24 protein-coding genes are annotated in these 25,854 nt (G+C 73.5%); 19 read left to right on the plus strand and 5 right to left on the minus strand.

The genetic code is table 11. The annotated features are described in order from the left end of the window. Positions 1 to 214: 214 nt before the first annotated feature. Positions 215 to 922, minus strand: coding sequence for a DUF4230 domain-containing protein (locus ACI79I_RS17730; protein ID WP_456993637.1), 708 nt, complete (start codon positions 920 to 922; stop codon positions 215 to 217). 87 nt (positions 923 to 1,009) lie between these two features. Continuing rightward, positions 1,010 to 1,267 (minus strand): ABC transporter permease, encoded by a 258-nt coding sequence (locus ACI79I_RS17735; RefSeq protein ID WP_456993638.1) that lies wholly within the window; start codon positions 1,265 to 1,267, stop codon positions 1,010 to 1,012. A gap of 13 nt (positions 1,268 to 1,280) precedes the next feature. Here ACI79I_RS17735 and ACI79I_RS17740 point away from each other — a divergent pair, with 13 nt between their 5' ends. The 5 genes from ACI79I_RS17740 (at position 1,281) to ACI79I_RS17760 (ending at position 5,830) form a co-directional block, all read left to right on the plus strand. Continuing rightward, positions 1,281 to 2,204, plus strand: coding sequence for a quinone oxidoreductase family protein (locus ACI79I_RS17740; protein ID WP_456993639.1), 924 nt, complete (start codon positions 1,281 to 1,283; stop codon positions 2,202 to 2,204). 81 nt (positions 2,205 to 2,285) lie between these two features. Next, on the plus strand, positions 2,286 to 2,618 hold the full coding sequence (locus ACI79I_RS17745) for an EthD family reductase (protein WP_456993640.1): 333 nt from the start codon (positions 2,286 to 2,288) through the stop codon (positions 2,616 to 2,618). A 34-nt stretch (positions 2,619 to 2,652) separates the two neighbouring features. Continuing rightward, the gene (locus ACI79I_RS17750) at positions 2,653 to 4,203 is read left to right on the plus strand and encodes an acetolactate synthase large subunit (RefSeq protein ID WP_456993641.1); all 1,551 of its coding nucleotides are present in this window, start codon (positions 2,653 to 2,655) and stop codon (positions 4,201 to 4,203) included. 150 nt (positions 4,204 to 4,353) lie between these two features. Next, positions 4,354 to 4,950, plus strand: coding sequence for a hypothetical protein (locus tag ACI79I_RS17755; protein ID WP_456993642.1), 597 nt, complete (start codon positions 4,354 to 4,356; stop codon positions 4,948 to 4,950). 70 nt (positions 4,951 to 5,020) lie between these two features. Then, the gene (locus ACI79I_RS17760; protein WP_456993643.1) at positions 5,021 to 5,830 is read left to right on the plus strand and encodes an alpha/beta hydrolase; all 810 of its coding nucleotides are present in this window, start codon (positions 5,021 to 5,023) and stop codon (positions 5,828 to 5,830) included. 13 nt (positions 5,831 to 5,843) lie between these two features. Here the strand turns inward: ACI79I_RS17760 and ACI79I_RS17765 are convergent, their stop codons facing one another. Next, complete coding sequence (locus tag ACI79I_RS17765) at positions 5,844 to 6,515, minus strand: class I SAM-dependent methyltransferase (protein ID WP_456993644.1); 672 nt, start codon at positions 6,513 to 6,515, stop codon at positions 5,844 to 5,846. A gap of 112 nt (positions 6,516 to 6,627) precedes the next feature. Between ACI79I_RS17765 and ACI79I_RS17770 the strand changes: the two genes are divergently transcribed. The 14 genes from ACI79I_RS17770 to ACI79I_RS17835 all read left to right on the plus strand — a co-directional run bounded on the left by ACI79I_RS17770 (position 6,628) and on the right by ACI79I_RS17835 (position 24,140). Continuing rightward, the gene (locus ACI79I_RS17770; protein WP_456993645.1) at positions 6,628 to 7,578 is read left to right on the plus strand and encodes an AraC family transcriptional regulator; all 951 of its coding nucleotides are present in this window, start codon (positions 6,628 to 6,630) and stop codon (positions 7,576 to 7,578) included. 166 nt (positions 7,579 to 7,744) lie between these two features. Beyond that, positions 7,745 to 8,407 (plus strand): DUF4142 domain-containing protein, encoded by a 663-nt coding sequence (locus ACI79I_RS17775; RefSeq protein ID WP_456993646.1) that lies wholly within the window; start codon positions 7,745 to 7,747, stop codon positions 8,405 to 8,407. Next, positions 8,404 to 9,060: a class F sortase gene (locus ACI79I_RS17780; RefSeq protein ID WP_456993647.1), complete on the plus strand. Its 657-nt coding sequence runs from the start codon at positions 8,404 to 8,406 to the stop codon at positions 9,058 to 9,060. Before ACI79I_RS17775 ends, ACI79I_RS17780 begins: the two co-directional genes overlap by 4 nt. A gap of 314 nt (positions 9,061 to 9,374) precedes the next feature. After that, the gene (locus ACI79I_RS17785; protein ID WP_456993648.1) at positions 9,375 to 10,064 is read left to right on the plus strand and encodes an ATPase, T2SS/T4P/T4SS family; all 690 of its coding nucleotides are present in this window, start codon (positions 9,375 to 9,377) and stop codon (positions 10,062 to 10,064) included. A gap of 156 nt (positions 10,065 to 10,220) precedes the next feature. Further along, complete coding sequence (locus ACI79I_RS17790) at positions 10,221 to 10,778, plus strand: hypothetical protein (protein ID WP_456993649.1); 558 nt, start codon at positions 10,221 to 10,223, stop codon at positions 10,776 to 10,778. 7 nt (positions 10,779 to 10,785) lie between these two features. Continuing rightward, positions 10,786 to 13,947, plus strand: a complete 3,162-nt coding sequence (locus ACI79I_RS17795; RefSeq protein ID WP_456993650.1) for a tetratricopeptide repeat protein — start codon at positions 10,786 to 10,788, stop codon at positions 13,945 to 13,947. Then, on the plus strand, positions 13,944 to 16,484 hold the full coding sequence (fxsT, locus tag ACI79I_RS17800; protein ID WP_456993651.1) for an FxSxx-COOH system tetratricopeptide repeat protein: 2,541 nt from the start codon (positions 13,944 to 13,946) through the stop codon (positions 16,482 to 16,484). The genes ACI79I_RS17795 and fxsT overlap by 4 nt, the downstream gene beginning before the upstream one ends. A 274-nt stretch (positions 16,485 to 16,758) precedes the next feature. Then, a complete protein-coding gene (locus tag ACI79I_RS17805; RefSeq protein WP_456993743.1) occupies positions 16,759 to 18,171 on the plus strand; it encodes a recombinase family protein in 1,413 nt (470 codons plus the stop codon). A 140-nt stretch (positions 18,172 to 18,311) separates the two neighbouring features. After that, positions 18,312 to 18,719, plus strand: a complete 408-nt coding sequence (locus tag ACI79I_RS17810; RefSeq protein WP_456993652.1) for a hypothetical protein — start codon at positions 18,312 to 18,314, stop codon at positions 18,717 to 18,719. A 390-nt stretch (positions 18,720 to 19,109) separates the two neighbouring features. Beyond that, entirely contained in the window at positions 19,110 to 19,574 is a 465-nt protein-coding gene (locus ACI79I_RS17815) for a hypothetical protein (RefSeq protein ID WP_456993653.1), read from the plus strand. After that, positions 19,571 to 20,341 carry a bifunctional DNA primase/polymerase gene (locus ACI79I_RS17820; RefSeq protein ID WP_456993654.1) on the plus strand — a complete coding sequence of 257 codons (771 nt, stop codon included), beginning with the start codon at positions 19,571 to 19,573 and terminating at the stop codon, positions 20,339 to 20,341. Before ACI79I_RS17815 ends, ACI79I_RS17820 begins: the two co-directional genes overlap by 4 nt. Next, complete coding sequence (locus ACI79I_RS17825; protein WP_456993655.1) at positions 20,338 to 20,571, plus strand: hypothetical protein; 234 nt, start codon at positions 20,338 to 20,340, stop codon at positions 20,569 to 20,571. The genes ACI79I_RS17820 and ACI79I_RS17825 overlap by 4 nt, the downstream gene beginning before the upstream one ends. After that, entirely contained in the window at positions 20,571 to 21,182 is a 612-nt protein-coding gene (locus ACI79I_RS17830; protein WP_456993656.1) for a hypothetical protein, read from the plus strand. Before ACI79I_RS17825 ends, ACI79I_RS17830 begins: the two co-directional genes overlap by 1 nt. Positions 21,183 to 21,302: 120 nt before the next feature. Next, entirely contained in the window at positions 21,303 to 24,140 is a 2,838-nt protein-coding gene (locus ACI79I_RS17835) for a class I SAM-dependent DNA methyltransferase (protein ID WP_456993657.1), read from the plus strand. Between the two features lie 582 nt (positions 24,141 to 24,722). Here the strand turns inward: ACI79I_RS17835 and ACI79I_RS17840 are convergent. Together ACI79I_RS17840 and ACI79I_RS17845 are read right to left on the minus strand one after the other, a co-directional pair. Then, the gene (locus tag ACI79I_RS17840) at positions 24,723 to 25,187 is read right to left on the minus strand and encodes a hypothetical protein (protein WP_456993658.1); all 465 of its coding nucleotides are present in this window, start codon (positions 25,185 to 25,187) and stop codon (positions 24,723 to 24,725) included. 19 nt (positions 25,188 to 25,206) lie between these two features. Further along, entirely contained in the window at positions 25,207 to 25,692 is a 486-nt protein-coding gene (locus ACI79I_RS17845; protein WP_456993659.1) for a hypothetical protein, read from the minus strand. Positions 25,693 to 25,854: the final 162 nt, after the last annotated feature.

The raw sequence follows: 25,854 nt of genomic DNA on the forward strand, positions 1-25,854 counted from the left end.
CCCACCCAACCCGCGCCGCCACCCACCCCCCCCGCCCCCCGCCCCCCCCCCCCCCCCCCCCCCCCCCCCCCCCCCCCCCCCCCCCCCCCCCCCCCCCCCCCCCCCCGGGGCCGGGGGGGGTGTCCGGCCGGTGCTCGTGCTCTGCGTGCCCGGTGCACGCAGGGCACGAGCACGCGCAGGGGACCACGTCACCCGGCGGCGCCGGGGACCTCTCTCAGCCGGCGGCGCCGGGGGCCCCCGCGAAGCGGACCTCGACCTGTTCGACCCCCAACGACTGCGCCAGGGTGGTCAGCATGCTGCGGGTGTTGTCCTCCGCGCGGGCGACGAGGTCGCTGGCGGCGGCGGCTCCGGCCAGCTGGTCCTCGGCCAGGGCGTACAGCTCCGTGTCGTCCACCGGGTCGTCACCGATCGCGTCCCCGACCCGGTCCAGCAGCCCGCGGTCGCGGTCGAGCACCCGGCTCTGCGCCGGGTCGATCCGCACCTCGTCGATCGTCGGGGCGGGCAGCTCGATGGTGGCCGAGGTCCCGTCCGGGGAGAGCTCGACCCGGCCGGCGTCCAGCCCGGTGAAGTCGACGGAGGCGTCCGCGGTGCCCGTGGCCAGGAAGCTGACCCGCTCGCCGCTGATCACCGACGGGACGTACCGGGTGTCGACCTCCCGGTCCACCACCACCTGGAAGGTGCCGGTGGCCGCGTGGTACTCGTGCAGGTCGTCCAGAGCCAGCAGCAGCGGCGTCGTGCTGCGGTCGACCACCTCCTGCTCCAGGGGGTCGCCCGGCAGCCAGTCGCGCACCTGCGCGGCGACGGGGACCAGCACGGCCACGCCGACCCCCGCGACGACCAGTCGGCGGAGGAGCCGCCGGCGGCGGCGCGGCGTCCCCTCCGTCGCGGCGGGCGTGGGGCGGTGCTGCAGCAGTGCGGGCATGCGCGACCTCTCACGTTCGGGGGGGGGGTGCCCCGTCCAGCGACGGCCGCGGGCGACCCATTCCCGACACGCCGGCCGGCGTGGAGGTCAGCGGGCCGGCCGGCGCTCGTAGTCCCGTCGCCCCCACAGGTAGCCGACCAGCGCGATGGCGGCGCACCAGCCGACCGAGACCAGCGCGCTGGACCCGATCGCCGTCCCGGTGAGCAGCCCGCGCAGCGTCTCGATCAGCGGCGTGAAGGGCTGGTGCTCGGCGAACCAGCGCAGGCCGGCCGGCATCGACTCCACCGGCACGAACCCGCTGCCGAAGGACGGCAGGAGCATCGGCGGGGTACCGGCAGTGGCCATGAGAGCTGTCGGAGTGACCGAGTACGGAGGCCCGGAGGCCCTGCACGTCGTCGACGTCCCCGCGGAGCCGCTGGGGGCGGGGCAGGTCCGGCTGCGGGTGACCGCCGCGACGGTCAACCCCACGGACACCTACGTCCGCAACGGCGTCTACGCCGACCGCGACCCGGTGGCTGAGATGCCCAAGGTGCCGGGGATGGACGCCGCCGGCGTGCTCGCCGAGATCGGCCCGGGGGTGGACACCGACCTGCAGGTCGGCGACCGGGTGATGGCGATCGTCCTGCCCTCGGGCGCGCACGGGGGCTACCGCGAGGACCTCGTCGTCCCGGTCGGGTCGGTCGCCCGCTCGCCGAAGGACAGCACCGACGCCGAGGCCGCGACGCTGCCGATGAACGGGCTCACCGCCCGGCTGGCCCTCGACCGCATGGCGCTGCAGCCGGGACAGGTGCTCGCCGTCACCGGGGCCGCCGGCGCGTTCGGCGGCTACGTGGTCCAGCTGGCCAGGCACGAGGGGCTGACCGTCGTCGCCGATGCGTCCGAGGACGACGAGCAGCTGGTCCGCGACCTCGGCGCCGACGTCGTCGTCCGGCGCGGGGACGACGTCGCCGACCGGATCCGCGAGCGGTACCCCGACGGGGTCGACGGCCTGGCCGACGGGTCGGTGCAGGACGAGCGGGTGCTGCCCGCGGTGCGCGACGGCGGCACGGTGGCCACGGTCCGCGGCTACCGGGGGGACGGGCAGCGGGGGCTGCGGGTGCACCCGGTGCTGGTCCGGACCTACGCCGAGGAGCAGGCGCGCCTCGACGGGCTGCGCGAGCTGGCCGAGCAGGGGGTCGTGTCGCTGCGGGTGGCGCGCACGTTCCCCGCCGAGCAGGGCGCCGAGGCCCACCGGCTGCTCGAGGGCGGCGGCATCCGCGGCCGGCTGGTCATCACGTTCTAGAGGTCGCGGGAGTGGCCCCGCTCCTGCCAGGGTGGGGGCCACTCCCGGGCAGCGGGGCCCGGGCCGGATGGAGGTGTCCAGATGGTGCACAGGCTCGTGGTCAGCTACGGACAGCCCGAGGACCCGGGGGCGTTCGACGAGTACTACCGCGACACCCACGTCCCGCTGGCGATGGAGATGCCGGGCGTGCTCAAGTTCACCGTCGGCCACGCCCAGGGGATGGACCCCTCGCAGCAGGCGCCCTACCTCGTCGCCGAGCTGGACTTCGAGTCCGAGGAGGCGATGGGCAAGGCGTTCGCCTCCCCCGAGGGCAAGTCCGCCGCCGCCGACGTCGCCAACTTCGCCACCGGGGGCGCGACGATGGCGCACTTCGAGGTGCGCGAGATCCAGGCCGGTATGCCGAACCTGCCGTGACCGTCGCGCAGCGGGGTCGTGCGGGGCGGGTCCGGTGAACGGCGCCCAGGCGCTCATCCGCACGCTCGTCGGGGCCGGGGTCGACGTCTGCTTCGCCAACCCCGGCACCTCCGAGATGCACTTCGTCGCGGCCCTGGACGACGTGCCGGAGATGCGCGGCGTGCTGACCCTCTTCGAGGGGGTGGCCACCGGTGCGGCCGACGGCTACGCCCGGATGGCCGGCCGCCCCGCGGCGACCCTGCTGCACCTCGGGCCGGGCCTGGGCAACGGCCTGGCCAACCTGCACAACGCGCGGCGCGGGGGCGCGCCGGTGGTGAACGTCGTCGGCGACCACGCCCGCTCGCACAAGCGGCTGGACGCGCCGCTGGAGTCCGACGTCGACGCGCTGGCCGGGGTGGTGTCGGGGTGGGTGCGCCGCTCGCTGTCCCCGGCCGACGTCGCCGCCGACGCGGCCGAGGCGGTCGCCGCGGCGGCCCGCGGGGCGGTCGCCACGCTCGTCCTCCCCGCCGACGTCTCCTGGGAGGAGGGCGCGACGCCGGCCGACCCGGTGCGGGTGCGGCCGGCGCCGCAGGTGCCCGCCGCCGTGGTGTCCGACGTGGCCGCCGCGCTGGCCACCGGGGAACCCACGGTCCTGCTCCTCGGCGGCGACGTCGTGGCGAGCGAGGACGGGCTGCTGGCCGCGGGGCAGGTCGCCGCCGGCACCGGCGCGCGGCTGCTGGCCGAGACGTTCCCCACCCGGATGGTCCGCGGGGCAGGCCTGCCCGACGTCGGCCGGCTGCCCTACCCGCCGGAGATGGCGATGGCCGCGCTGGCCGGGACGGCACACCTCGTGCTGGCCGGGGCGACCGCCCCGGTGCACTTCTTCGGCTACCCCGGGGTCCCGGGGACCCCGGTGCCGCAGGACTGCACGGTGCACGTGCTCTCGGCGCGCGGTGAGGACGGCGTGTCGGCGCTGCAGGCCCTGGCCGAGCTCGCCGCGCCGGACGCCAAGCCGGACCTGCTGGAGGCCTCCCGCCCCGAGCTCCCGTCGGGCGAGCTGACCCCGCGGTCGATGGCCGCGGTGGTCGGGGCGCTGCTGCCGGACGGGGCGGTCGTGGTCGACGAGGCGCTGACCTCCGGCGTGGGCCTGGCCGAGCTGACCTCGGGGGCGCCGCGGCACGACTGGCTCTCGCTCACCGGCGGCGCCATCGGTGACGGGCTGCCCATGGCGGTCGGTGCGGCGGTGGCCTGCCCGGACCGGCCGGTGCTCGCCCTGCAGGCCGACGGCAGCGCGATGTACACGATCCAGGCGCTGTGGACGATGGCCCGCGAGCGGCTCGACGTCACGGTCGTCGTCTGCGACAACGGCTCCTACGCGATCCTCGAGAACGAGCTGTCCCGCGTGGGCGCGCGGGGCGACGGCGAGCGGGCCGGGCAGCTGCTGCACCTGGGCGGCCCGGGCCTGGACTTCGTCGCCCTGGCCACCGGCATGGGCGTGCCGGCCACCCGGGCGACGACGGCCGAGGAGCTGGCCGACCGGCTGCGCGCGGCGCTGTCCGAGCCGGGCCCGCACCTGGTCGATGCCGTCCTGCCCGGCCGCCGCTGACCGACACCAGTGGTCGACCAGTGGTGACACGCGCACGCCGTGAGACGGAACGCGGCGGTTCCGTACTGCCGGGTCCCGGATGGGGGCCGGGTGTGGGCGCCGTGTCTAGGCTGCGCCGCGCACGGGGGCATCCGGAGAGGTGTGGTCCGCGTGCGACGAACCTGGGTCGGGGCGGTGACGACGGTTCTGGTGCTGACGACGGGTGGAGGTGCCTCCGCGACGGAGGAGCCCGACCCCGCCGACGGCGGCTGGGAGCCCGTGCCCGAGGAGTACTACGCGCCTGTCGACGTCGCGGCCTGCGGGTCGGTGGTGACGCTCTCCTCAGGTGACGTGCGGGAGGTGGAGCAGCGGGAGCGGACCCTCTCCGACGGCAGCCGGCACGTCGAGGTGCGCGGGAACCAGACCGTCGACCTCGCCCGTCAGTCGGACGGCGCCACCATCGACGAGCTCGACATCTCCGGGCCCGGGTGGGACCTGCTGTCGGCCGACGGCTCGGAGGACGTCTTCCAGTGGGAGGGACCCTCCATCTTCCTGCCCTACGACGCCGTGGACAGAGAGGCCTTCCTCCGGGCCGGGCTGCCCGAGCTGTTCTTCTACGAGGAGGGTGTCGTCCTGGGGCGGGTCGTCTTCGACCCGGCGACCCAGGCCGTCGTCGCTTCCGACATCCTGAGCGCCGAGGTCGACGCGGTGGACCTCTGCGCCGTGCTCGACGACGCCGCGGAGGCGGAGTCCGGGGACGACGGCTGACGGCAGCGGGCGGCGTGCCGGGAGACGGTCGGACAGGTACCGCGGTCGTCGGCTCCATCCGGAGGGAGCGGTGCGTGCACTCCTGCGGGCCGGGGTGGTCGTCCTCGCGGTGCTGGCCGTGCTGACCGGTCTGCTGTGGGGGCTGCAGCGCCGGCTGGTCTACCTCCCCGACGACGGTCCCCTGCCGGCCGCCGCCGCGGTCCTGCCCGGCGCGCGGGACGTCGTCCTGACCACCGCAGACGGGCTGGCGCTGGGCGCCTGGTTCGTGCCCGGCCCCGACCCGGCCGCGCCCGCGGTGCTGGTCGCCAACGGCAACGGCGGGCACCGCGGGCTGCGCGCCCCCCTCGCCCGGGCGCTGCACGACCGCGGGCTGGCCGTGCTGCTGTTCGACTACCGCGGCTACGGCGGGAACCCGGGCAGCCCCAGCGAGGAGGGCCTGGCCGCCGACGTCCGCGCCGCCCGCGCGTACCTGGTCGAGGAGGCCGAGGTCCCGCCGGAGCGGCTGCTGTACCTGGGGGAGAGCCTGGGTGCCGCGGTGGTCACCGAGCTCGCGACCGAGCACCCGCCGGCGGGCCTGGTGCTGCGCTCCCCGTTCGTGGACCTCGCCGCCGTCGGCAGCGTGCACTACCCCTTCCTGCCGGTGCGGGCGCTGCTGCGCGACCGCTACCCGCTGGCCGAGCAGATCGCCGCGGTGCGGGTGCCGACGACGGTCGTGCTCGGGGACGCCGACTCGATCGTGCCGCCGCAGCAGAGCCGCGCCGTCGCCGCCGCGGCGGCCGGCCTGCACCGGCTGGTGGAGGTGCCCGGGGCCGACCACAACGACCGGGTGCTGCTGGACGGCGACGCGCTGGTCGACGCGGTCGCGGAGCTGGCCGGCTGACCGGCGCCCGGGCTCAGGCGGTCGCGCGGTAGACGGCGAACCGGCCGATCCGGCGGTGCTCGCCCGAGCCGGTCTCGGCGACGTCGGTGAAGCCGGCCCGCCGGAGGAGGTCCGGGATGCCGTCGACCGCGTGCGGCCCGGCGTGCTCGTGCCGGTGCCCGCGGTGGGCGCGCCGACCCTCGGCGGGCGTGACCCCACCGGCGACGTCGAGCAGGTGCAGGGCGCCGCCGGGCCGCAGCACGCGCAGCACCTCCCGCATCGCGGGCTCCCGCTGGTCGTCGGGGAGGTGGTGGAGCATGAACGACGAGAGGACGGCGTCCACGCTGTCGTTGCCGTAGGGCAGCTCGTCGGCGTAGCCGCGGTCGAGCTGGACGGCCAGCCCCCGGCGGCGGGCCTTGCGGCGGGCCCGGGCCAGCGAGCCCAGGTCCGGGTCGAGCCCGACGAGGACGGCCGCGGGCTCGGCCCGCTTCGCGGCGAGCAGCAGGTTGCCGGTGCCGCACCCGATCTCGAGCACCCGCTGCCCGGGGCGCAGGCCGGCCTGGTCGACCAGCCGCCGGTGCAGCCGGTCGACGCCGAACAGCCGGGTCATCGGGTCGTAGAGGGGGAGCAGCCACTCCCGGGCCATCCCGGGGAGGAAGGCGCGCTCCTCGCCGGTCACCGCGGTCCGGGTGCTGACCTCGCTCATGGGGTGCCTCCTCGGCGGTCGGCCCGCCACCGCGGACGGGACCATCTTCGGGATCCTCTCCGCTACCCTCGGCCGCTCAGGACGTGCGGACAAGGGCGGGACCTCGGGCGGTATGGGACGTTCTTCCGACGATCCGGCGCCGGTCGGCCGGGTGCTGCAGGGCCGGCAGGTCGACGGCGCACCGGTCTACGGCTACGCGCGCGAGGCGGGCGCTCCGCCGGTGACCGTCTCCCGGTTCGAGGGCGCCCACGCGCCCGCGGGTGCCCCGCCCTCCCATCCGCACGCGCACGACTTCCTCGTCCTCAGCTACGTCGAGCGGGGCGCCGGCCGGCTGCGGGTCGACGCCCGGACGTGGGAGGTCGGGGCCGGGGACCTGTTCGTGGTGGCCCCCGGGGAGGTGGTCGTCCCGGAGCTCTCGGCCCACCTCGCCGACGCCGTGGTGTGGTCGGTCTACTTCCCGCCGGACGCCGTCGAGCGGCGCAGCCCCGGCAGCTTCGGGTCCTGGCGGGCGCACCCGCTGCTGTTCCCCTTCGTCGGCGGCCGGGCCGGCGGCGTGCAGCGGCTGAGCGTGCCGGAGCCGGAGCGGACGGCGTGGTCGCGCCGGCTGGCCGACCTCGAGCGCGAGCTCCGGGAGCGGCGGGAGGGGTACGCGGAGGCGGCGCTGGCCATCCTGACGCTGCTGCTGGTCGACCTGGCCCGGCTGGCCGCCGGCGTCCCCGGGCACCTGCGGCTGCGGGACGAGCCGCTGCTGGCCGCGGTCTTCGACGTCGTCGAGCGGCGCTTCGCCGAGCCGATGTCGCTGCGCGAGGTGGCCGACGCCGTCGGGCTCTCCCCAGGCCACCTGACCACGGTGGTCGGCCGGCGCACCGGGCGGACCGTGCAGCAGTGGATCACCGAGCGCCGGCTCGCCGAGGCCCGGCGGCTGCTCGCGGAGACCGACCTCACCGTGTCGGCCGTGGCCGGCCGGGTCGGGTACGCCGACGCCGGCTACCTGATCCGGCGGTTCCGCGCCGCGCACGGCGTCCCGCCGCAGGAGTGGCGCCGTGCGAGCCGGGGGCGCTGACCAGCAACCCTGCGGCTCGTCGGCGGCCCGGCGGTTCACGACACGATCGCCCTCCATCTGGTTGCGTGAGACACATCTGGGCGGGGTAGGGCGGCGGGGTCCCTCAGCGGTGCTGGGCAGGAGGCGCCCCGGCCGTGACCCGTTCGACCCATCGGAGCTCACCCGGATGCGCAGACTGTCCCGTCTCGTCCTCCTCCCGGCGGCGGTGCTCGGCACCCTCGTCCTGACCTCCACCCCCGCCCTGGCCGCACCGTCGGACCAGGACGTCACCTGGATGCAGGCCGCCCACCAGAGCAACCTCGCCGAGATCGCCGCCGGCAACGCCGCGCAGCAGTCGGCGACCACCCCCGAGGTGCGGGACCTCGGGGCGATGTTCGTGCAGATGCACACCCAGCTCGACCAGCAGCTCACCCAGGCCGCGCAGCAGTTCGGCGTCGAGCTGCCCGGCGGGCCGACCGCCGAGCAACAGCAGCAGCTGGCCGCGGTGCAGCAGAACTCCGGGCAGGCGTTCGACACCGCCTGGATCGCCCAGCAGATCGGGTCGCACTCGACCACGCTGGCCGCCACGCAGCGCGAGCTGCAGAACGGCTCCGACCAGACGGTGCTCCAGCTGGCGAACGCGGCCACCCCGGTCGTCGAGCAGCACCTGTCCGAGCTGCGGGCCGCGGCCCAGCAGTACGGCGTCCCGACGTCGGTGCCCGGTGGGACCGGCGGCCAGGCGGCCGACGACGGCCTGGGCGCCACCGGCTGGGCGCTGACCGGCATGGGCGCGCTGGCGCTCGTGGCGGGGGCCGTCGGGCTGGCCCGCCGCCGGGCGACCGCCGCGTGAGAGGCCCGCGGCTCCGGCACCTGGTGCTGGTCGTCGCGGGCGTGGTGCTCGTCGGCTCGGGGCTCGCGCTGACCCGCGTGCAGCCCCGGGCCGACGCGCCCGACATCGGGCCGCCGGTGGCGGCCGTGGCCCCGGCGCCGGGAACACCGCCGCCGGCCGTCCCGTCCCCGCCGCCGGCCACGCCCACCGTGCCGCCGGCCTCCCCGGCGCCGGTGGCGCTGTCCCTGCCGTCGGCCACGACCCCGGACCCGGTGTCGCTGGTGCCGGTCGGGGTGCTGGCCTCCGGTGCGTTGCAGCTGCCCGAGCGGCCGACGGTGCTCGGCTGGTACGCCGGGGGAGCGGTGCCCGGGGACGCGGCGGGGACGGCGGTCGTCGCCGGGCACGTCGACTCGGCTCGCTACGGCGCCGGCCCACTGGAGGGGCTGCTGTCCCTGCGCGAGGGGGACGTCGTCGAGGTGGCCGACGCAGCCGGCGGCAGGCACCGGTACGCGGTGGCCTCGCGGACGTCGATCCCGAAGTCGGCCCTGCCGCCGGAGCTGTTCCGCACCGACGGGCCGCCCCAGCTGGCGCTGGTCACCTGCGGCGGGGCCTTCGACGAGCGCACCGGCAACTACGCGGACAACGTCGTGGTGGTGGCCGTCCCCGTCCCCTGACCCCGGGTCTCGTCTCCCGAGCCGGGGGGCCGCCCCGTGACCCCGGGCGCCGTCCCCGGACCCGGGCGAGGCAGGTCGCTCTGCGGGTGCTCGTGCTCTGCGTACCGCGGGGATGCAGAGCACGAGCACCCGCCGGCACACCCTCCCCGCGGGGTCGCTCCACGGCGTGACCGTCGGCGGCGGGTGACACCCGACCGGGTGCCGTTCCAGCGGCGTCGTCCACAGACCGTCTCTCACGCGCCCCGCGGACGGTTGCGTTCTCCTACAGTCCGTCGTCCTGAGATCCGGAACCGGACAGGCCGACGGGGGTGGGCGTGCCGACTGCGACCAGTGCGCTGGAGGTCGTCGACGGCGAGGTGCGCGAGCTCATCCGCCGTCGCGGGCTGGACCCGTTCATCGACCCGGCGCCGGTACGGGTGCTGGTGCGCGACGTCGTCGCCGACTACTCCGAGCGCTCGCTGACCTCGGCACTGCCGCCGATCGTCGACCCGGAGTCGGTGGTCCGGGACGTGCTGGACCGGGTGGCCGGGTTCGGCCCGCTGCAGCGCCACCTCGACGACCCGGAGGTCGAGGAGATCTGGGTCAACGAGCCCGGGCGGGTGTTCGTCGCCCGTCGCGGCCGGTCGGAGCTGACCACGACGATCCTGGGCGCGGGCGAGCTGGCCGACCTGGTGGAGCGGATGCTGCGCACCTCGGGACGGCGGATCGACATGTCGACCCCGTTCGTGGACGCGACCATGCCCGACGGGTCACGGCTGCACGTGGTCATCCCGGACATCACCCGCCGGCACATGGCGGTCAACATCCGCAAGTTCGTGCTGCAGGCGCACTCGCTCGACGAGCTGGTCGGGTTGGGCACCCTGACCGGGCAGGCGGCGCGGTTCCTCGAGGCGGCGGTCGCTGCCGGGCTCAACATCCTCGTCGCCGGGGGCACGCAGGCGGGGAAGACGACGCTCCACATCTGTGTGATCCGACATGGGTTGGCTGCACGGGACCGTTGGTGAGGCCACCCTCCTGAGGCCGACAGCCGCGGCTGGTCCGGTTCCTTCTGGGATGGGCGCCATTCTGGGTGCGGTGGTCGTGGTTGGTGGTGACGCGTTGGTGACGGGTGGGCTGTCAGGCTGACCTTCGATCTGTGCGCAGGCGTGGGGAGGGCGGCCGTGGTGGATCCGTTGTCGCTGGGTGCGCTGGGTGGGGCGGCGTTGACCGGGGGAATCACGTTCCTCTATGGGCAGGTCACCGAGCTGCTCAAGCGCCGGCGGGACCGGGCCGAGCAGGCCGCGGCGGCGCCGCCGACGGTGCCGACCGGGCCGGTCGAGGTGCTGGACGGGTCGCTGGTGGAGCGGCCGGTGGACCTGGACGTGGTGGCCGGCAACGAGGCGCGGCTGCTGGAGCTGCGCCGGGAGCTGACCGACTACGCCGACGGGCTGACACGGCCGGATCCGGCCGATGGGCGGCTGCTGGAGCAGGTGGCGGCGCTGCGCGGGCTGCTGGAGCTGGCGTACGGGCAGCACGTGACCTTCCGCGGCGAGCAGCGCCCGGCGACCGGCAGCCCACTGGAAGCGGGGGCGTCGACGGCGGTGGGCAGCTACGTGGCCACGGTGACCGCCAGCGGGCCGGGCGCGGTCGCGGTCGGTCGGGACAACACCGGCAGCATCAGCACCACGACCTACGCGCCGGCGCCGTCGCCCGCGCCGGGTGCGCCGCCGGGAAGCTGAGCCGCCCGTGATCGGGCACGTGCAGGTCACCGCCGTCGGTGCGGGCGCGGTCGCGATCGGCCGGGACAACTTCGGGACCGTCACCACCCACGTCAGCTATGCGGGGCGGCCGCCGGTGTCGTGGCCGCATCGGGTGGGCGTGGTGCCGCCGGTGGCCGCCGGCTACCTGCCGCGGACCGACCCGGGCGTGGATCTGGACCGGGTGCTGAGGGAGGCGTCGGGGACGGCGGTGCTGACCGGGGTGGTGTCGGGGATGGGCGGGGTCGGCAAAACGCAGTTGGCCGCCGCCTACGCCCACCGGCTGTGGGACGCCCATCAGCTGGATCTGCTGATGTGGTTGACCGCCACGAGTCGCGACGCGATCGTCACCGGCTATGCACAGGCCGGCGAGGACGTGGCGCACCCAGTCGAGGGGGATGACACCGAGCAGGTCGCCGCCCGCTTCCTGGCCTGGCTGGCGGCCACGGATAAGCGGTGGATGGTGGTCCTCGACGACCTGGTCAATCCCGCCGACCTGCGCGGCCTGTGGCCGCAGGGCCGCACCGGGCGGGTGCTGGTGACCACCCGCCGCCGGGACGCCGCACTGGCGGACCGCGGCACCATCATCGACGTCGACCTGTTCACAGAAGCCGAGGCGACGGCCTACTTGACCGGCCGGCTGAACGCCGACGGCCGGCATCCCGAGCGGCTGGCGGAGGCCGGCGAACTGGCCGAGGACCTGGGCCGGCTGCCGCTGGCGCTGGCCCACGCCGCCGCCTACATCCTCGACCAGCAGCCGCTGACCTGCGCCGGCTATCGCAAGCTGCTGGCCGAACAGCAACTGAAGACCGCGCTGCCAGCCACCTCCGGCAACGACTACGCCAGCACGGTGGCCGTTACCTGGGCGTTGTCAGTTGCGCTGGCTAGCAGGCTGCCTCCGACCGGGCTGGCCGGGGCGCTGCTGACGCTGGCCGCCGTACTGGACCCGCACGGCATCCCCACCGGCCTGTTTACCACCAAAGCCGCCCGCGCCTACCTGTCCGTCGCCCGGGGCCCGGCGGGTGCCACGCTCGCCGTGAGCGGCCATCGGACGGCGCAGCGTGCCGAGGTCATGTCGACGGTCCCGCGTCGCGGCGGGCTGCTGCGCCGGCTGCTGCATCGCTCGTCAGCGCCGGTCTTCCCACCATCCGACGTAGCGGCCCCGATGGCAGTCGAGGACGTCGAGTTCGGGCTGCGCAACCTGCACCGCCTCAGCCTGGTCACCTTGACTTGGGACCAAGAGAAGGCCGGCGCGGGCTCGGTGCTCGTCCACGCCCTAGTTATGCGGGCCACCCGGGAACAGGCCCGTCCGCCTAACCTCGAGGCGGTGGCCCGGACCGCGGCGGACGCACTGCTTCAGGCATGGCCCGAACAGGACTACCAGCCCGAGCACGCGCTGCTGACTCAGAGCCTGCGCGACAACACCGACGTCCTGGCTCGCGCCGCCACTACCCCGCTGTGGTGCCCCGGTGCCCACCAAGTGCTGTTCCGCGCCGGCCGCAGCCGCACCGATGGCGGGCTGATCGCTCAGGCCGTCGCCTACTGGGCCACCCTGACCGCCACCGCCGAACGGATCCTCGGCCCGGAGCATCCCGACACCCTCGCCAGCCGGAGTGCCCTCGCCGGTGCCTACCGGGACGCGGGGCGGCTGGCGGAGGCGGTGCCGCTGTTCGAGCGCACCCTCGCCGACCGCGAGCGCCTCCTGGGCGCCGACCATCCCGACACCCTGACCAGCCGCAACAACCTGGCCTACGCCTATCGGGCGGCTGGGCGGCTGGTGGAGGCGGTGCCGCTGTATGAGAGCACCCTCGCCGACCGCCAGCGGATTCTGGGCGCCGACCATCCCGACACCCTGACCAGCCGGGCCGGCCTAGCCGGTGCCTACCAGGACGCGGGGCGCCTGGCGGAGGCGGTGCGACTGCACGAGCGCACCCTCGCCGACCGCGAGCGCCTCCTGGGCGCCGACCATCCCGACACCCTGACCAGCCGCAACAACCTGGCCTACGCCTATCGGGCGGCTGGGCGGCTGGTGGAGGCGGTGCCGCTGTATGAGAGCACCCTCGCCGACCGCCAGCGGATTCTCGGCCCTGACCATCCCCATACCCTGGGCAGCCGCAACAACCTCGCCGACGCCTATCAGGCGGCCGGGCGGCTTGTCGAGGCGCTGCGACTGCACGAGCGCACCCTCGCCGACCGCGAGCGCCTCATGGGCGCCGACCATCCCGCCACCCTCGCCAGCCGCAATAATTTGGCTGACGCCTATCGGGCGGCCGGGCGGCTGGCGGAGGCGGTGCCGCTGTATGAGAGCACCCTCGCCGACGCGGAGCGGCTGCTCGGCCTCGAGCATCCCGACACCCTCACTATCCGGAACAACGTGGCCTACGCCTATCGGCTGGCTGGGCGGCTGGCGGAGGCGGTGCCGCTGTTCGAGTGCACCCTCGCCGGCCGCGAGCGCCTCCTGGGCGCCGACCATCCCGACACCCTGGCCAGCCGGGCCAACCTGGCCGACGCCTACCGGGCGGCTGGGCGGCCGGCCGAGGCGGTGCCGCTGTTCGAGCGCAGCCTCGCCGGCCGCGAGCGCCTCCTGGGCGCCGACCATCCCGACACCTTGGCCAGCAGGGCCCACCTGGCCGACGCCTACCGGGCGGCTGGGCGGCCGGCCGAGGCGGTGCGACAGTTCGAGCGCACCCTCGCCGACGCGGAGCGGCTGCTCGGCCTGGACCATCCCGCCACCCTGACCAGCCGCAATAATTTGGCTGACGCCTATCGGGCGGCTGGGCGGCTGGCGGAGGCGGTGCCGCTGTACGAGCGCACGGTCGGCGACGCCGAGCGGCTGCTGGGCCCCGCGCATCCACAGCTGGCCCTGGCTCTGTGTCGACTCGGCCAGGCGCAGGCCAAGCTGGGGAACCTAGCCTCGGCGGCGGCTGCGTTCGGTCGTGCGGTGGAGGTCGACACCGCCGCCTACGGGCCGCAACACCCAGAGATCGCCCCTAACCTCGAGGCTCTCGCGGCAGTGCTCGAGCAGCAGGGGCAGCCTAAAGAGGGGGCGGCGGCTCGGGCGCGGGCACAGCGCATCCGCGACCTGGAACAGCGGTATGGACCAGACGCGGAAGAAGCAGGCTCCTCACATCCCGGGACTGAGCCTCGGTGATCGAGCAGCCGGAGGTCAACGCAACCGGGACCGGAGCCGTCGCGTCGGGGCGGGACAACCTCGGGATCATCGCCACCGGGCTGGGCGCGCAGATTCACCAGGTCATCAACTATTCGGAGCGGCCGCCGGTGTCGTGGCCGCATCGGGTGGGCGTGGTGCCGCCGGTGGCCGCCGGCTACCTGCCGCGGACCGACTTTGCGGTCGATCTTGAGCGGGTGTTCGGGGTGGCGTCGGGGACGGCGGTGCTGACCGGGGTGGTGTCGGGGATGGGCGGGGTCGGCAAAACGCAGTTGGCCGCCGCCTACGCCCACCGGCTGTGGGACGCCCATCAGCTGGATCTGCTGATGTGGTTGACCGCCACGAGTCGCGACGCGATCGTCACCGGCTACGCGCAGGCCGGCGCGGATGTGGCGTCCCCGCCGGCGGGGGAGGACACCGAGCAGGTCGCCGCCCGCTTCCTGGCCTGGCTCGCCGAGACGGACAAGCGGTGGTTGGTGGTGCTCGACGGCCTGACCGACCCGGCCGACCTGAAAGGCCTGTGGCCGGAGGGTCGCACCGGGCGGGTGCTCGTGACCACCCGCCGCCGGGATGTCGCACTCGCCGACCGCGGCACCGTTGTCGACGTCGACCTGTTCACCCCCGACGAGGCCATCGCCTTCCTGAACGGCCGGATGGACCCCGACGGCCAGCATGACGAACGCCTTGAGCAGGCCGGGGAGTTGGCGGAGGACCTAGGCCGGCTGCCGCTAGCGCTGGCGCAGGCCGCCGCCTACATGCGGGACCGCGACTTGACCTGCGCCGCCTACCGCCGCCGGCTGGCGCAGCGCCGCCTCGAGCTAGCCCTGCCACCGGACGCAGCCGCTGGCGACTACGCCGGCACCGTGGCCACCACCTGGTCGCTGTCGATCGAGCTGGCCGACCGGCTGGCCCCGGCCGGGCTGGCCCGCCGGCTGCTGACGCTGGCCGCCCAGCTTGACCCACACGGCATCCCCACCGGCCTGTTCACCAGCAACGCTGTACGCAGCCACCTCGCTGCATTGAAGGAAAAGCGGGTTCTGCGCCGGGCCAACTCGTCGACCGCTGAGGTGCCCGTGGACGAGGTGGAGGATGCACTAAGCAACCTGCACCGGCTCAGCCTGATCACCCTGGTATCCAGCGAAGGTGGCAAAGGCGGTGGCGGCGGTGCGGTGCGGTTGCACGCGCTGGTGCAGCGCGCCGCCCGCGAACAGGCCCATCCGGCGGAGGTCAACGCCGCCGCCCACACCGCCGCAGCTGCGCTGATCCAGGTCTGGCCCGAACAGGACTACGAACCCCGTCACGCCCTGCTGGCCCAGAGCCTGCGCGACAACACCGACGCCCTCGTCGCCACCAGTCCAGGCCCGCTATGGACTCCGGACGAGCATCCGGTGCTGTTCCGCGCCGGCCGCAGTCGCTCTGCCGGCGGGCTGTTCGGCCAGGCCGTCGCCTACTGGACCACCCTGCTCGTCACCGCCGAACAGGTCTTGGGTCCCGACCACCCCGACACGTTGGCCAACCGCAGCAACCTCGGGCTCGCCTACCAAGATGCCGGATGCCCCGCGAAGGCGCTGGCGCTGTTGAAGCCCGCGCTGGCCGACGCCGAGCGCCTTCTGGGCCCGGGCAACCCTGAGAGCCTGGCCATCCAGAGCGTCCTGGCCCTCGCCTGCGAGGACGCCGGGCGGCCGGCGGAGGCGCTGACGCTGTTGGAGCGCGCGCTCGCCGACGCCGAGCGGATTCTGGGCCCGGACGACCTTGAGTGCCTGGACATCCGAAACAACCTCGCCGTCGCGTACCAGAACGCCGGGCGGCCGGCGGACGCATTAGCGCTGTTAGAGCACACCCTTCCAGACCGTGAGCGCCTGCTGGGCTTGCAGCATCCCGACACCCTGGACAGCCGGCACAACCTCGCGGTCGCCTATCGGGACGTCGGCCGGCTGGCGGAAGCCGTGGCGCTGTTGGAACGCACGCTCGCCGACACCGAGCGGCTCCTGGGCCCGGAACACCCCGACACCCTGGCCAGCCGGCACAACCTCGCTATCGCCTACCGGGACGCCGGGCAGCGGGACGAGGCGGTGGCGTTGTTCGAGCGCACTCTCGCCGACCGCGAGCGGATTCTGGGTCCGGAACACCCCGACACGCTGACCAGTCGCGGCAACCTTGCCTCCGCCTATCGGGAGGCTGGGCGGCTAGATGAGGCGCTGCCGCTGTTCCAGCGCACGGTCATCGACTCCGAGCGGGTGCTGGGGGCGGTGCATCCGCTGCTGGCCGCTGCGCTGTACCGGCTCGGACAGGTGCAGGCCGAGCTCGGCGATCTAGCTTCGGCAGCAGCCGCGCTCGGCCGGGCGGTCGAGGTCGACGCCACCGCCTACGGGGTGTATCACCCAAAGGTCGCCATCAAGCTCAATGCCCTCGCGGCTGTTCAGGAGCGACAGGGGAACGCCGAGGCCGCAGCGGCCAGCCGGGCGCAAGCCCGGCGCATCCGTGAACAGCAGCAGGCGCTTGGCTCCGCCGGATCATGAGTGATAGACGCCTGGAGCTGCACGCCCGTCGTTACGTCACCCCAGCACACAGCGGTCAACATCCGTGCGTTCGTGGTGCAGGCGTACAGCCTCGATGGACTGTCGCCCTCGGCACGCTCACCAGGCAGGCCCGCGGCTCCTCGAGGCCCGCGTCGCCGCGGGGCTGAACATGGGTCTGGTCGCCATGGGGATACAGGCGGGCAACACTCGCTCCCTTATCTGTACGAAGTGACATACTTGGTGCGTGACCGCCACCCTCAACAGGCCCGGCCGGATGCCCTCGGAGGAGCCGGCCGACGTCCCCCGCGCCGCCGTCTACTGCCGGATCTCCTCCGACCCCCGAGGTCTCGGTCTTGGAGTCGAGCGGCAGCGCCAGGACTGCACTGACCTGGCCCAGAGGCGCGGGTGGGCGGTCGTGGGCACCTTTACGGACAACGACACGTCGGCTTACTCGGGGAAGGCCCGACCGCAGTACGCGGCGCTCATGGCCGCCGTGGAGGCCGGCGAGGTCGACGTGATCCTCGCCTGGGACCCAGACAGGCTGCACCGATCACCGGCCGAGCTGGAGGGGTTCATCACCGCCGTGGATCGGGCGGGGGTGGAAGTGATGACGGTGCAGGCCGGGACGGTGGACCTGGCCACCGCCAACGGGCGGCTGATCGCCCGCATGTTGGGCAACGTCGCCCGCCACGAGTCCGAGCACAAGTCCGAGAGGGTGCGCCGCGCCATGCAGCAGAACGCCACCGCCGGGCGGTCACACGGCCGCCGCGCCTACGGCTGGACCCGCGAGCACGGCAAGGACGGCACTGTCCGTGAGGTGATCGAGCCCGCCGAGGCCGCCGTCGTCCGGCGCATCGCAGACGCCCTCCTGTCCGGGGAGTCCCTCCGGTCCGTCACCGCCGCCCTCAACGGCGAGGGGGTGCCGTCGCCGACCGGGAAGCCGTGGGGGAAGAACATGGTCCGAGCCCTGGTCCTGCGCGAGCGCAACGCCGGTCTGCGCATCCACCGCGGCGAGGTCGTCGGGGAGGGTGCCTGGGAGCCGATCCTCGACCGGGGCCACTGGGAGCAGCTCCGCGCCGTCCTGTCGGATCCCCAGCGGAGGACCAGCACCGGTACGGCCGCCGCGCACCTGTTGTCCGGGATAGCCCGCTGCGGGGTCTGCGGCGCCAAGCTGCGCGTCGCCCAGAACCGCGGCGTCCCGTCCTACCGGTGTTCCGCCGACGGCTGCGTGATCCGCCGGAAGACCGACCTGGACGACCTCATCGTGGGGCTGGTCGCCACGAGGCTGGCGCGGCCGGATGCCGTCGGCATGTTCGCCGTCGGCGACAGCGCCGAGCGGTCAGCGGCGCTGGAGGAGGCTGAGCGCCTGCGTGGGCGGCTCGATCACGCCGCCGACCAATACGCCGAGGGCGCCATTGACGGGCGTCAGCTGGAGCGAATCACAGCCAAGCTGCGGCCCCTGCTGGCCGAGGCCGAGCGGCGGGCCCGTGTCGTGGACCCCGCGCCGCTCCTGGACGGGCTGGTCGGGGCCACAGACGTGGCCGAGGTGTGGGACAAGCTCCCGTTGAGCCGCCGTCGGGCCGTCGTGGACACACTCATGGACATCACCGTCAACCGAACTCGGCAGGGTGCGCGAACGTTCGACCCCGAGGCGGTTGCGATCGGATGGAAGGGAGCGGCCGCGTGACGACCCGTCGCGACGTGGATCCCCGGCCAACGACAACGCCCATGCTGTCCTCGGGGCCAGGTGCACGTGCGGGCGCGAGCCGGCGGGACTTGGAGCACGCTCGCTGGCGGAACCTTGCCCTGACCAGGACCCACGTCCAGGTGCCCGGCGATCCTCCGCTCACCGTCGGTCCGCTTCTGAGGCAGGGCGAGATCCACTACCGCCCGTTCCTCATCCGCTGCGGGGAGTTGGGGTGCGGGGACCAGGTCGGTGAAGTCCTGGCGGCGCAGGAAGACTGGGAGGGGCGCCCGTTCATCTGGGCGGAGTGCTGGTGGATCACCGACCGCCAAGCCAGGCCGGCGCGGATCACCCGCTACTCGATGATCTTGGACAGTCGAACGCAGGACAGTCTCGTCGACACGGAGTGCCTGACCCACGGTGTCGTGTCCGTGGCGGTGCAGCACCTCCTCGATCGGCTCCCTGCTGCCCTCGACCGCCTGGTTAAGAAGGGGCGCTCCACCACGGTGATCGCTCGCAAGGCCGGAGCCGAGGCCGGTCCGGGTCGGTAGGGGCTCGCCCGCCGCGGCACGGACCTCGTGGATGCTGAGCCGCTCGCGTCGAACGGTCGACTGTCGTAACGTTCCGCAGGGTATGCGATACTCATCGCAGCGCCCCGGTTAATCCGAAACATCGTGCGGGCTGGGCGGCCGCAGACCACCATCGCGTCACGCGAGGTCTGCCTTGGCTGCCCAAGATCCTGTTCTTCGTCGCCTCTCCGCCCAGAACGCCGCCCAGCGGCGCTGGAAGCGCCCCACCCCCGGAGTCGCCGCCCAGCTGGCGGAGGCCCGTCTCGCCCGGTACATCGAGCAGGTCGTTGACGCTGCCCCGCCCCTTTCGGCGGAGCAGTGCGAACGCCTGTCCGCACTCCTGCGCCCCAGCGGATCGCTTGGCGGTCGTCGATGAGGGCAGACGAAGGGCGGCCCGCCACAGGCCGCCCCTCCGAGTCCGCCACCGCCAGGAGGCTCCTCGCCGTCGATTCTACGGCTGTCGGTGACACTTCCGTCCTGTTCGATGCCGTCGTCGACTCCCACACCGACGGGCGGACGACCACGCTCATCTCGTCGGAGTACGTCACCGGACCGGGGCCCCGTCCGGCGACGGTCGGCCCGGAGGGCGCCGGGGCGCCGGACTGGTGGTGGCGCGAGGCTGAGGCCGCGGTGCGCGACCTGCTCGACCGCAAGGGCACCGTCACCTCAGATGACCTCCACGAGCGGTTCCCCGACGAGCCCTCGGCATCGGGTGCGGCCATCGGCGGACTGTTCGCTCGGCTGGCCCGTGCCGGGGCGCTCCGTGAGGTCGGCATGGTCAAGAGCCAGCGCCCGGAGGCGCGGCGCCGCCGGATCATCCTGTGGGGGCGGCCATGACCGCCGACCACCGCAGGCACGCCTTGGCGCTGGCACGGAACGGATGGGAGGTGCTGCCGCTCCGCGGCAAGGAACCGTTGCTCCGCGGCGGCCGTGGTCACCTGGACGCAACCAGCGACACGCAGACGGTCGACCGCTGGTGGACCGAGCATCCGGGCGCCAACATCGGCGGGCGCGTCCCAGAGACCGCCGTGGTGGTCGATGTCGACCCGCGGGCAGGCGGCGCCGAGCGGATGAACGAGCTGGTCCGCCGACACGGCCGACTGCCGGCGACGCTGACGATCGTCTCCGGGCGCGGGGATGGGGGGCGGCACTACCACTTCCGTCGCCCCCCGGGGGTGCTCTCCTCCATTCGCCTGGGCCCCGGGATCGACCTCAAGACGCACACCGGGTACGTGGTGCTGCCGCCGTCGATCCACCCGGACACCGGGCGGCCCTACGTCCTCCAGGACGGTCCCAAGCACCCGCAGGCGATGCCGCGATGGCTCGCCGACCTCCTGGCCCCCGCCGTCCTACCGGTGGTCTCCCGGGCGATCCCACCCGGCGTCACGTCCAGCGTCGACCGACTGGTGGGGTGGGTGTCGCGCCTCGAACGGGGGGGACGTAACGACGGCCTCTTCTGGGCCGCGAACCGCGCCCTCGACCGAGGCGCCACCGTTGCCGACCTCGACCAGCTCGTCGCCGCCGCGATCGCTGCGGGGTTGTCCGAGGTCGAGGCCCGGCGCACCGTGGCGTCTGCCCGTCGGCGGACCGGGGTGGCCGCATGAGGGGGCGGCGCCCGACCCGCAGCCGGGTCATCAGCATCGAGGTCGGCCCACGAAACTTGAGCTACCTGCAGGGGACCGGGCTGACCGCGGTCCTCGACGAGCTGGGTGTGCCGTACATGCGTGACCCGCTCCGCCAAGTCCTGTGCTGCCCGTCGAACCGGCTCGACGACGTCCTCGCGGTGCTGGAGCACCGCGACGGCCGGGCCGTCGAGCTCCTGGCGGTGGACTGATGAGCCGGCGGACGGTCCGCGAGGCCTGGCTGGCCGTCGTGCTGTTCACCCCGCGGCTTCCGGACGGGTGCCGGCGCGTCCTCGTCGCGCTGGCCCTTGGACAGGACAACCGCGGGCCATGGATGAACGACAAGGGACGGGTCCGGCCGGTCAAGCACGACGACGTGGGCGCGGCGCTGTGCCTCTCCGGCAAGACGGTGGCCAACCGCATCGCCGAGGCGACGAAGCACGGGCTGCTGGCGAAGGACCCAACGACCGGGTATCGAGGCAGGCCAGCCGCGTACCAGGCCCAACTTCCGGTGCGGGAAGGGGCCGCCGCTGACCGCCCCGGATCGCTCCGTGCCCTGGTCGCCGGCTACGTGAAGGTTCCCGGGATCGAGGAACCTTCCGCGCCCGGATCACGGGAACCTTCCCCGCCGTGGACGCGCGGACAGGTTCCCGGATCACGGGAAGCTCCACACGCGCGCGTTACAAGGGAAGGCCCCGACGACGGCACGCCATCGGCCGTGAGCCGGGACGCACCCGAGCAGGACTCGGGTGATTGGAGCAGCGCCGCCCCGCCGCGCCCGGTGCTCCGAATGGCGTCCCCGGTTCGGAGGGCGAGCGCATGACTGCCTCCCTGCCGCGCTCCCATGGGCACCGTCGGGGGGATGGTGTAGATGACTCGGCCATCGCTGGCGCCTAGAACGCTGACCTCTGCCCGAGTCGGCCGTGCGCCTAGCCTACGACCCGTGACCAACCCCGCACCCAACGTCCTGCGCGGCGCGATCGAGGCGTTCGTCGACTACCGGAAGCAATACCTGTCCGGAGACGAGAAGGGTGAAGCGCAGGTCTTCTGCGACCGCCTGTTCCGGGCCTTCGGGCACGAAGGGGTCCGCGAGGCCGGCGCGACTCTCGAGATGCGGCTGAAGAAGAACGACGCCAGGGGCACCGCCTTCGCCGACCTGATGTGGAAGCCGCGCTGCCTGATCGAGATGAAGAAGGCGGGGACCGACCTGTCACGGCACTACCGGCAGGCGTTCGACTACTGGGTCGCCGCGGTCCCCGACCGCCCCCGATACGTGCTCCTGTGCAACTTCGACGAGATCTGGATCTACGACTTCGACAACCAGCTCGACGCCCCGGTCGAGCGGGTGCGGCTCGAGGACCTACCGCAACGCTCGGAGGCGCTCGCCTTCCTGCTGCCCGAAGCGGCCCGGCCCGTGTTCGGCAACGACCTCGTCGCCGTCACCCGCGAGGCCGCCGCCAAGGTCGCCCTGCTCTTCCGGGAGATGCACGAGCGCGGCGTGGATCGGAAGATCGCCCAGCGGTTCGTCCTGCAATCCGTGATGGGCATGTTCGGTGAGGACATCGGACTCCTCCCGAACAAGATTTTCACCCGGGCGCTCCAGGACGCCACGACCGGCGGCGATGCCTACGACCTGCTGTTCGGGCTGTTCCGGGAAATGAACACGCCGGGGGAGACCCTTGGGGGGCGCTATCGCGGAACGCCCTACTTCAACGGCGGCCTGTTCGCCCAAGTCGACCCAGTCGAGCTCACCACCCCTGAGCTCGAGCTGCTCCGCGAGGCCGCGGTCACGAACTGGTCGGCGGTCCGACCGGAGATCTTCGGCACCCTTTTCGAGGGGTCGATGGATGCCGGCGAGCGGCACGCCCAGGGCGCGCACTTCACCAGCCAGGCCGACATCGTGAAGATCGTCGGCCCGACCATCGTGGCGCCGTGGCGGCAGCGGCTGGCCGCCGCGGGCTCGATCGGCGACCTCGAGCGCGTCCTGGCCGACATGTACACCTACCGCGTGCTCGACCCGGCCTGCGGATCGGGCAACTTCCTCTACGTGGCCTACCGGGAGATGCGCCGCCTCGAGCATGAGGCCCTGACCATGATCACCGAGCGTCGACGCTCGACCGGAGCGGCCGCCCAGCGTGCCCTGGCCTACGTCAGCCCGGACCACTTCTACGGCATCGACATCAACCCCTTCGCGGTCGAGATGGCGAAGGTGACCATGATGCTGGGGAAGAAGCTCGCCGCCGACGAGCTCGGCGATCACCAGGACGTGCTGCCGCTGGACAACCTGGACGCCAGCATCGTCGCGGCCGACGCGCTGTTCACCGACTGGCCTCGCGCGGACGCCATCATCGGGAACCCGCCCTTCATGGGTCGTCGCAAGATGGTGACCGACCTCGGGGCGGGCTACACCCAGCGGCTGGCCGAGGCCTACCCGAACGTCGGCGGCGTCTCGGACTTCGTCTGCTACTGGTTCCCCCGGGCACACGATCACCTGGCGGCCGGTGGACGCGCCGGGCTGGTCGCGACCAACAGCATCCGGCAGAACGAGTCCCGCGAGGCCACCCTGGACTACGTCGTCGACAACGGCGGCGTCATCGTGGAGGCCGTCTCCAGCCAGGAGTGGTCCGGGGATGCCGTCGTTCACGTGTCCATCGTCAACTGGGTCAAGGGCGAGGCGCCCGACAGCAAGGTGCTCTGGCTCAACGACGCGCAGCTGCGCCTGGAGACCGAGTACATCAACAGCGCGCTCGCGCCCCGGGTAGACGTGCGGTCGGCGCACGCCCTCCCGGTGAACCAGAAGCCGCCGGTCTGCTTCCAGGGCCAGACCCCCGGGGTCACCGTGGGATACGTCGTGGATCACGAGGCGCGCTCGGCGCTCGTGGCCAAGGGTGCCGGCGAAGCGCAGGTGATCCATCCGTTCCTCGGCGGAAAGGAGATGCTGGAGCGCCCGGTGATCGACCGATGGGTCATCGACATCCCCGACCGCGACCTGCTCACCGCCCGCGCCGTCGCGCCAGCGGCCATGGAGCACCTCGCGGAGCACGTCCTGCCGGTCCGGCAGAAGGCCGCCGACGACGAAGCGGCCCGGACCGCCGAGCTGCTCGCGGCCAACCCCAGGGCCAAGGGAAACCGGCACCACGCCGGCTTCCTGGCCCAGTGGTGGCAGCTCGGGTACCGCCGCGAGGAGATGCTGGCGGCGCTGGGCGGGCTCGACCGCTACATCGCCACCAGCCGCGTGGCCAGCGAGCGGCGGGCGACCGTCTTCACCTTCGTGGACTCAGCCGTCCGCCCCGGCGACTCCCTGCAGGTGTTTGCGCTCGACGACGACTACTCCTTCGGCGTGCTCTCCTCGGCGGCTCATCGCGCGTGGCTCGAGGCGCGCTGCTCGACGCTCAAGGCCGACCTCCGCTACACCCCGACGACGGTCTGGAACTCCTTCCCGTGGCCCCAGTCGCCCAGTGAACGCTGCATCCGCACCGTCGCGGAGCTCGTGGCGAAGATGCTGGAGATCCGGGGCCAGTACCTGGAGCGGGGGATCAGCCTGAAGAAGCAGTACGACGCCCTGCGGCAGCCGGGCCGAAGCGCGCTGCGGGACGTCCACGAGGCGCTGGATGCAGCGGTGCTCAAGGCGTTCGACTTCCCCTCGGGCAGTGATGTCGTCACCCAGTTGCTCGCCCTCAACCAGGCCGTGGCGGCCGATCCAGACCTCGCCCGCGGTCCCGGCAGCGACCTGTCCTGCGCACGGGCAAGTACATATCGGTTGGAGCCCCCGCCGGCGTAGCCCTTCGGGCGACGCCAGGAGCATCCGTGGGGCGGTGGCCTGGGACTGACCGCGCCCAGGGGGGCCGTGACGACTGTCAGGCCACTGCGGGACTTCGGAGGGCGGGGGATGGCGTCATCGGCCTGGAGACGTCTGATCGCGCACGCGCGCGAAGCGGTGTCCCGAAAGTCCCGCTACTGCTGGCCCTTCGCGCGCCCGCGCGTGAGGGGATGGCGCGAAATGCTCGGAACTCTGTCCCAAGTGACCCGCTCATCAGCGAGTGGACGTCAGCACCGGCTACCGCGGCCGCGACGGGGCGCAGCTTCTGGGCGTGGACCGACAGGCTGTCGGTGTTGATGTACGCCGTCACGGTGACGCCGGTCGTGGACTGCGTCAGCAGCCGGAGGTAGGGCTCGAGACTTTTGCCCTCATTCCGGACCGTCGGCGCCACGACCCCGAGATCGCGCTCGCGCAGGGCGTCGACGGTGCCGCGGCAGGTGGCCGAGGCGCGCCGGCGGACGCCGGCCGAGGTGGTCAGTTGCCCGCCGCGGTGAGGCGCCAGCGCCGGAAGACGGGGTGGCCTCGCCGCACTGCGGAGGCCCGTCAGAGGCCTGGCAGCTCCATGCCAGCCTCGCGGGTCTCCTGGGCCTCGCGGTTCTCTAGGACGTCGCGGACGATGTCGCTTTCGCCGAGGATGCGAAAGGCCTCGATGACCTGCCCGTCGCGAGTCGCGACGATCATGCCGCCCTTCACGTCCCGCTTGGTCAGAGCCCAGTAGCGTGTGTCGGCGTTGTGCCGGGCGCGCCACTTGCGGACATGGGCTCGCACGGACGGCAGCTTCTCCTGAGACGACCGCGCGATCGCGCTCTCGATGACCCTCTCAGCGACACTCTCGCTCGGAGGACTCTTCACAGGTGTGACGTCGGCTGGCACGGGCTCCGCGTTCGCCAGGACATGCAGTCGCGGGTCCACGGGACGGCCGAGTCGCTGGAGCAGCTGGATCTCGAGCTTCGCCGCGGCGACCTCGTCCTCGGTGACGCGCACGTGCCCGCTGTTGACGTACGGCACGGCCATCACCTCTCCCTAGCTAGGTTGCCTGAGCTTCCCCAGCCTCCCCGGCTCTTGGTAGCTGTGCAACGTTTTCAGGTGCCGAGTCGCCCAGTCGATCGAGGGCCGGCGCGGTCGCGGACTGCACGACGCCCAGGGCGGCCGCGACGTGGGTGGGTGCCAGGTTGGGGTCCTGCAGCATGGACTGGAGGACCGCGATGCCCATGAGGCGCTTCCTCGGCTCCTCGGAGGCCACTTGTTCGGCGGCCCACCGGAAGTGCGCGAGGAACTCCTTGTCGGCGCTCTGCTGCGCGCCGAGGGCGGCGACGTCCCGGGTCGCCTGGGCGGTGATCGCGGCGGAGTCCCGGGCGGCGTCGGCCGCCTTCTCGGCCGCCTTCTCGGCGCCCTGGGCGGCCTTCTTGGCGGCGTTCACGGTCGCGCGGCCGGTGAGCCAGACACCGAAGGTCGTCAGAAGGGGGGTGAGCACCGTGACGACCAGGCCGACGATGATGACCGTGGTGTCCACGCTGTTGCCCCCTCCTCGTAGTCCGTGCCGTGCGGGTAGAGCAGGACCCGCGAGGGCGACGGTAACTGGCGGGTTCGACAGCGATGCCGAACGTGTCGAGCGTGCTGGACGGTCCTGAACGCTTCGGAACGCGTCTGGACGCGGCCGCACGGGTGGGCCTGG

The organism is Geodermatophilus sp. SYSU D01105, from assembly GCF_054050095.1.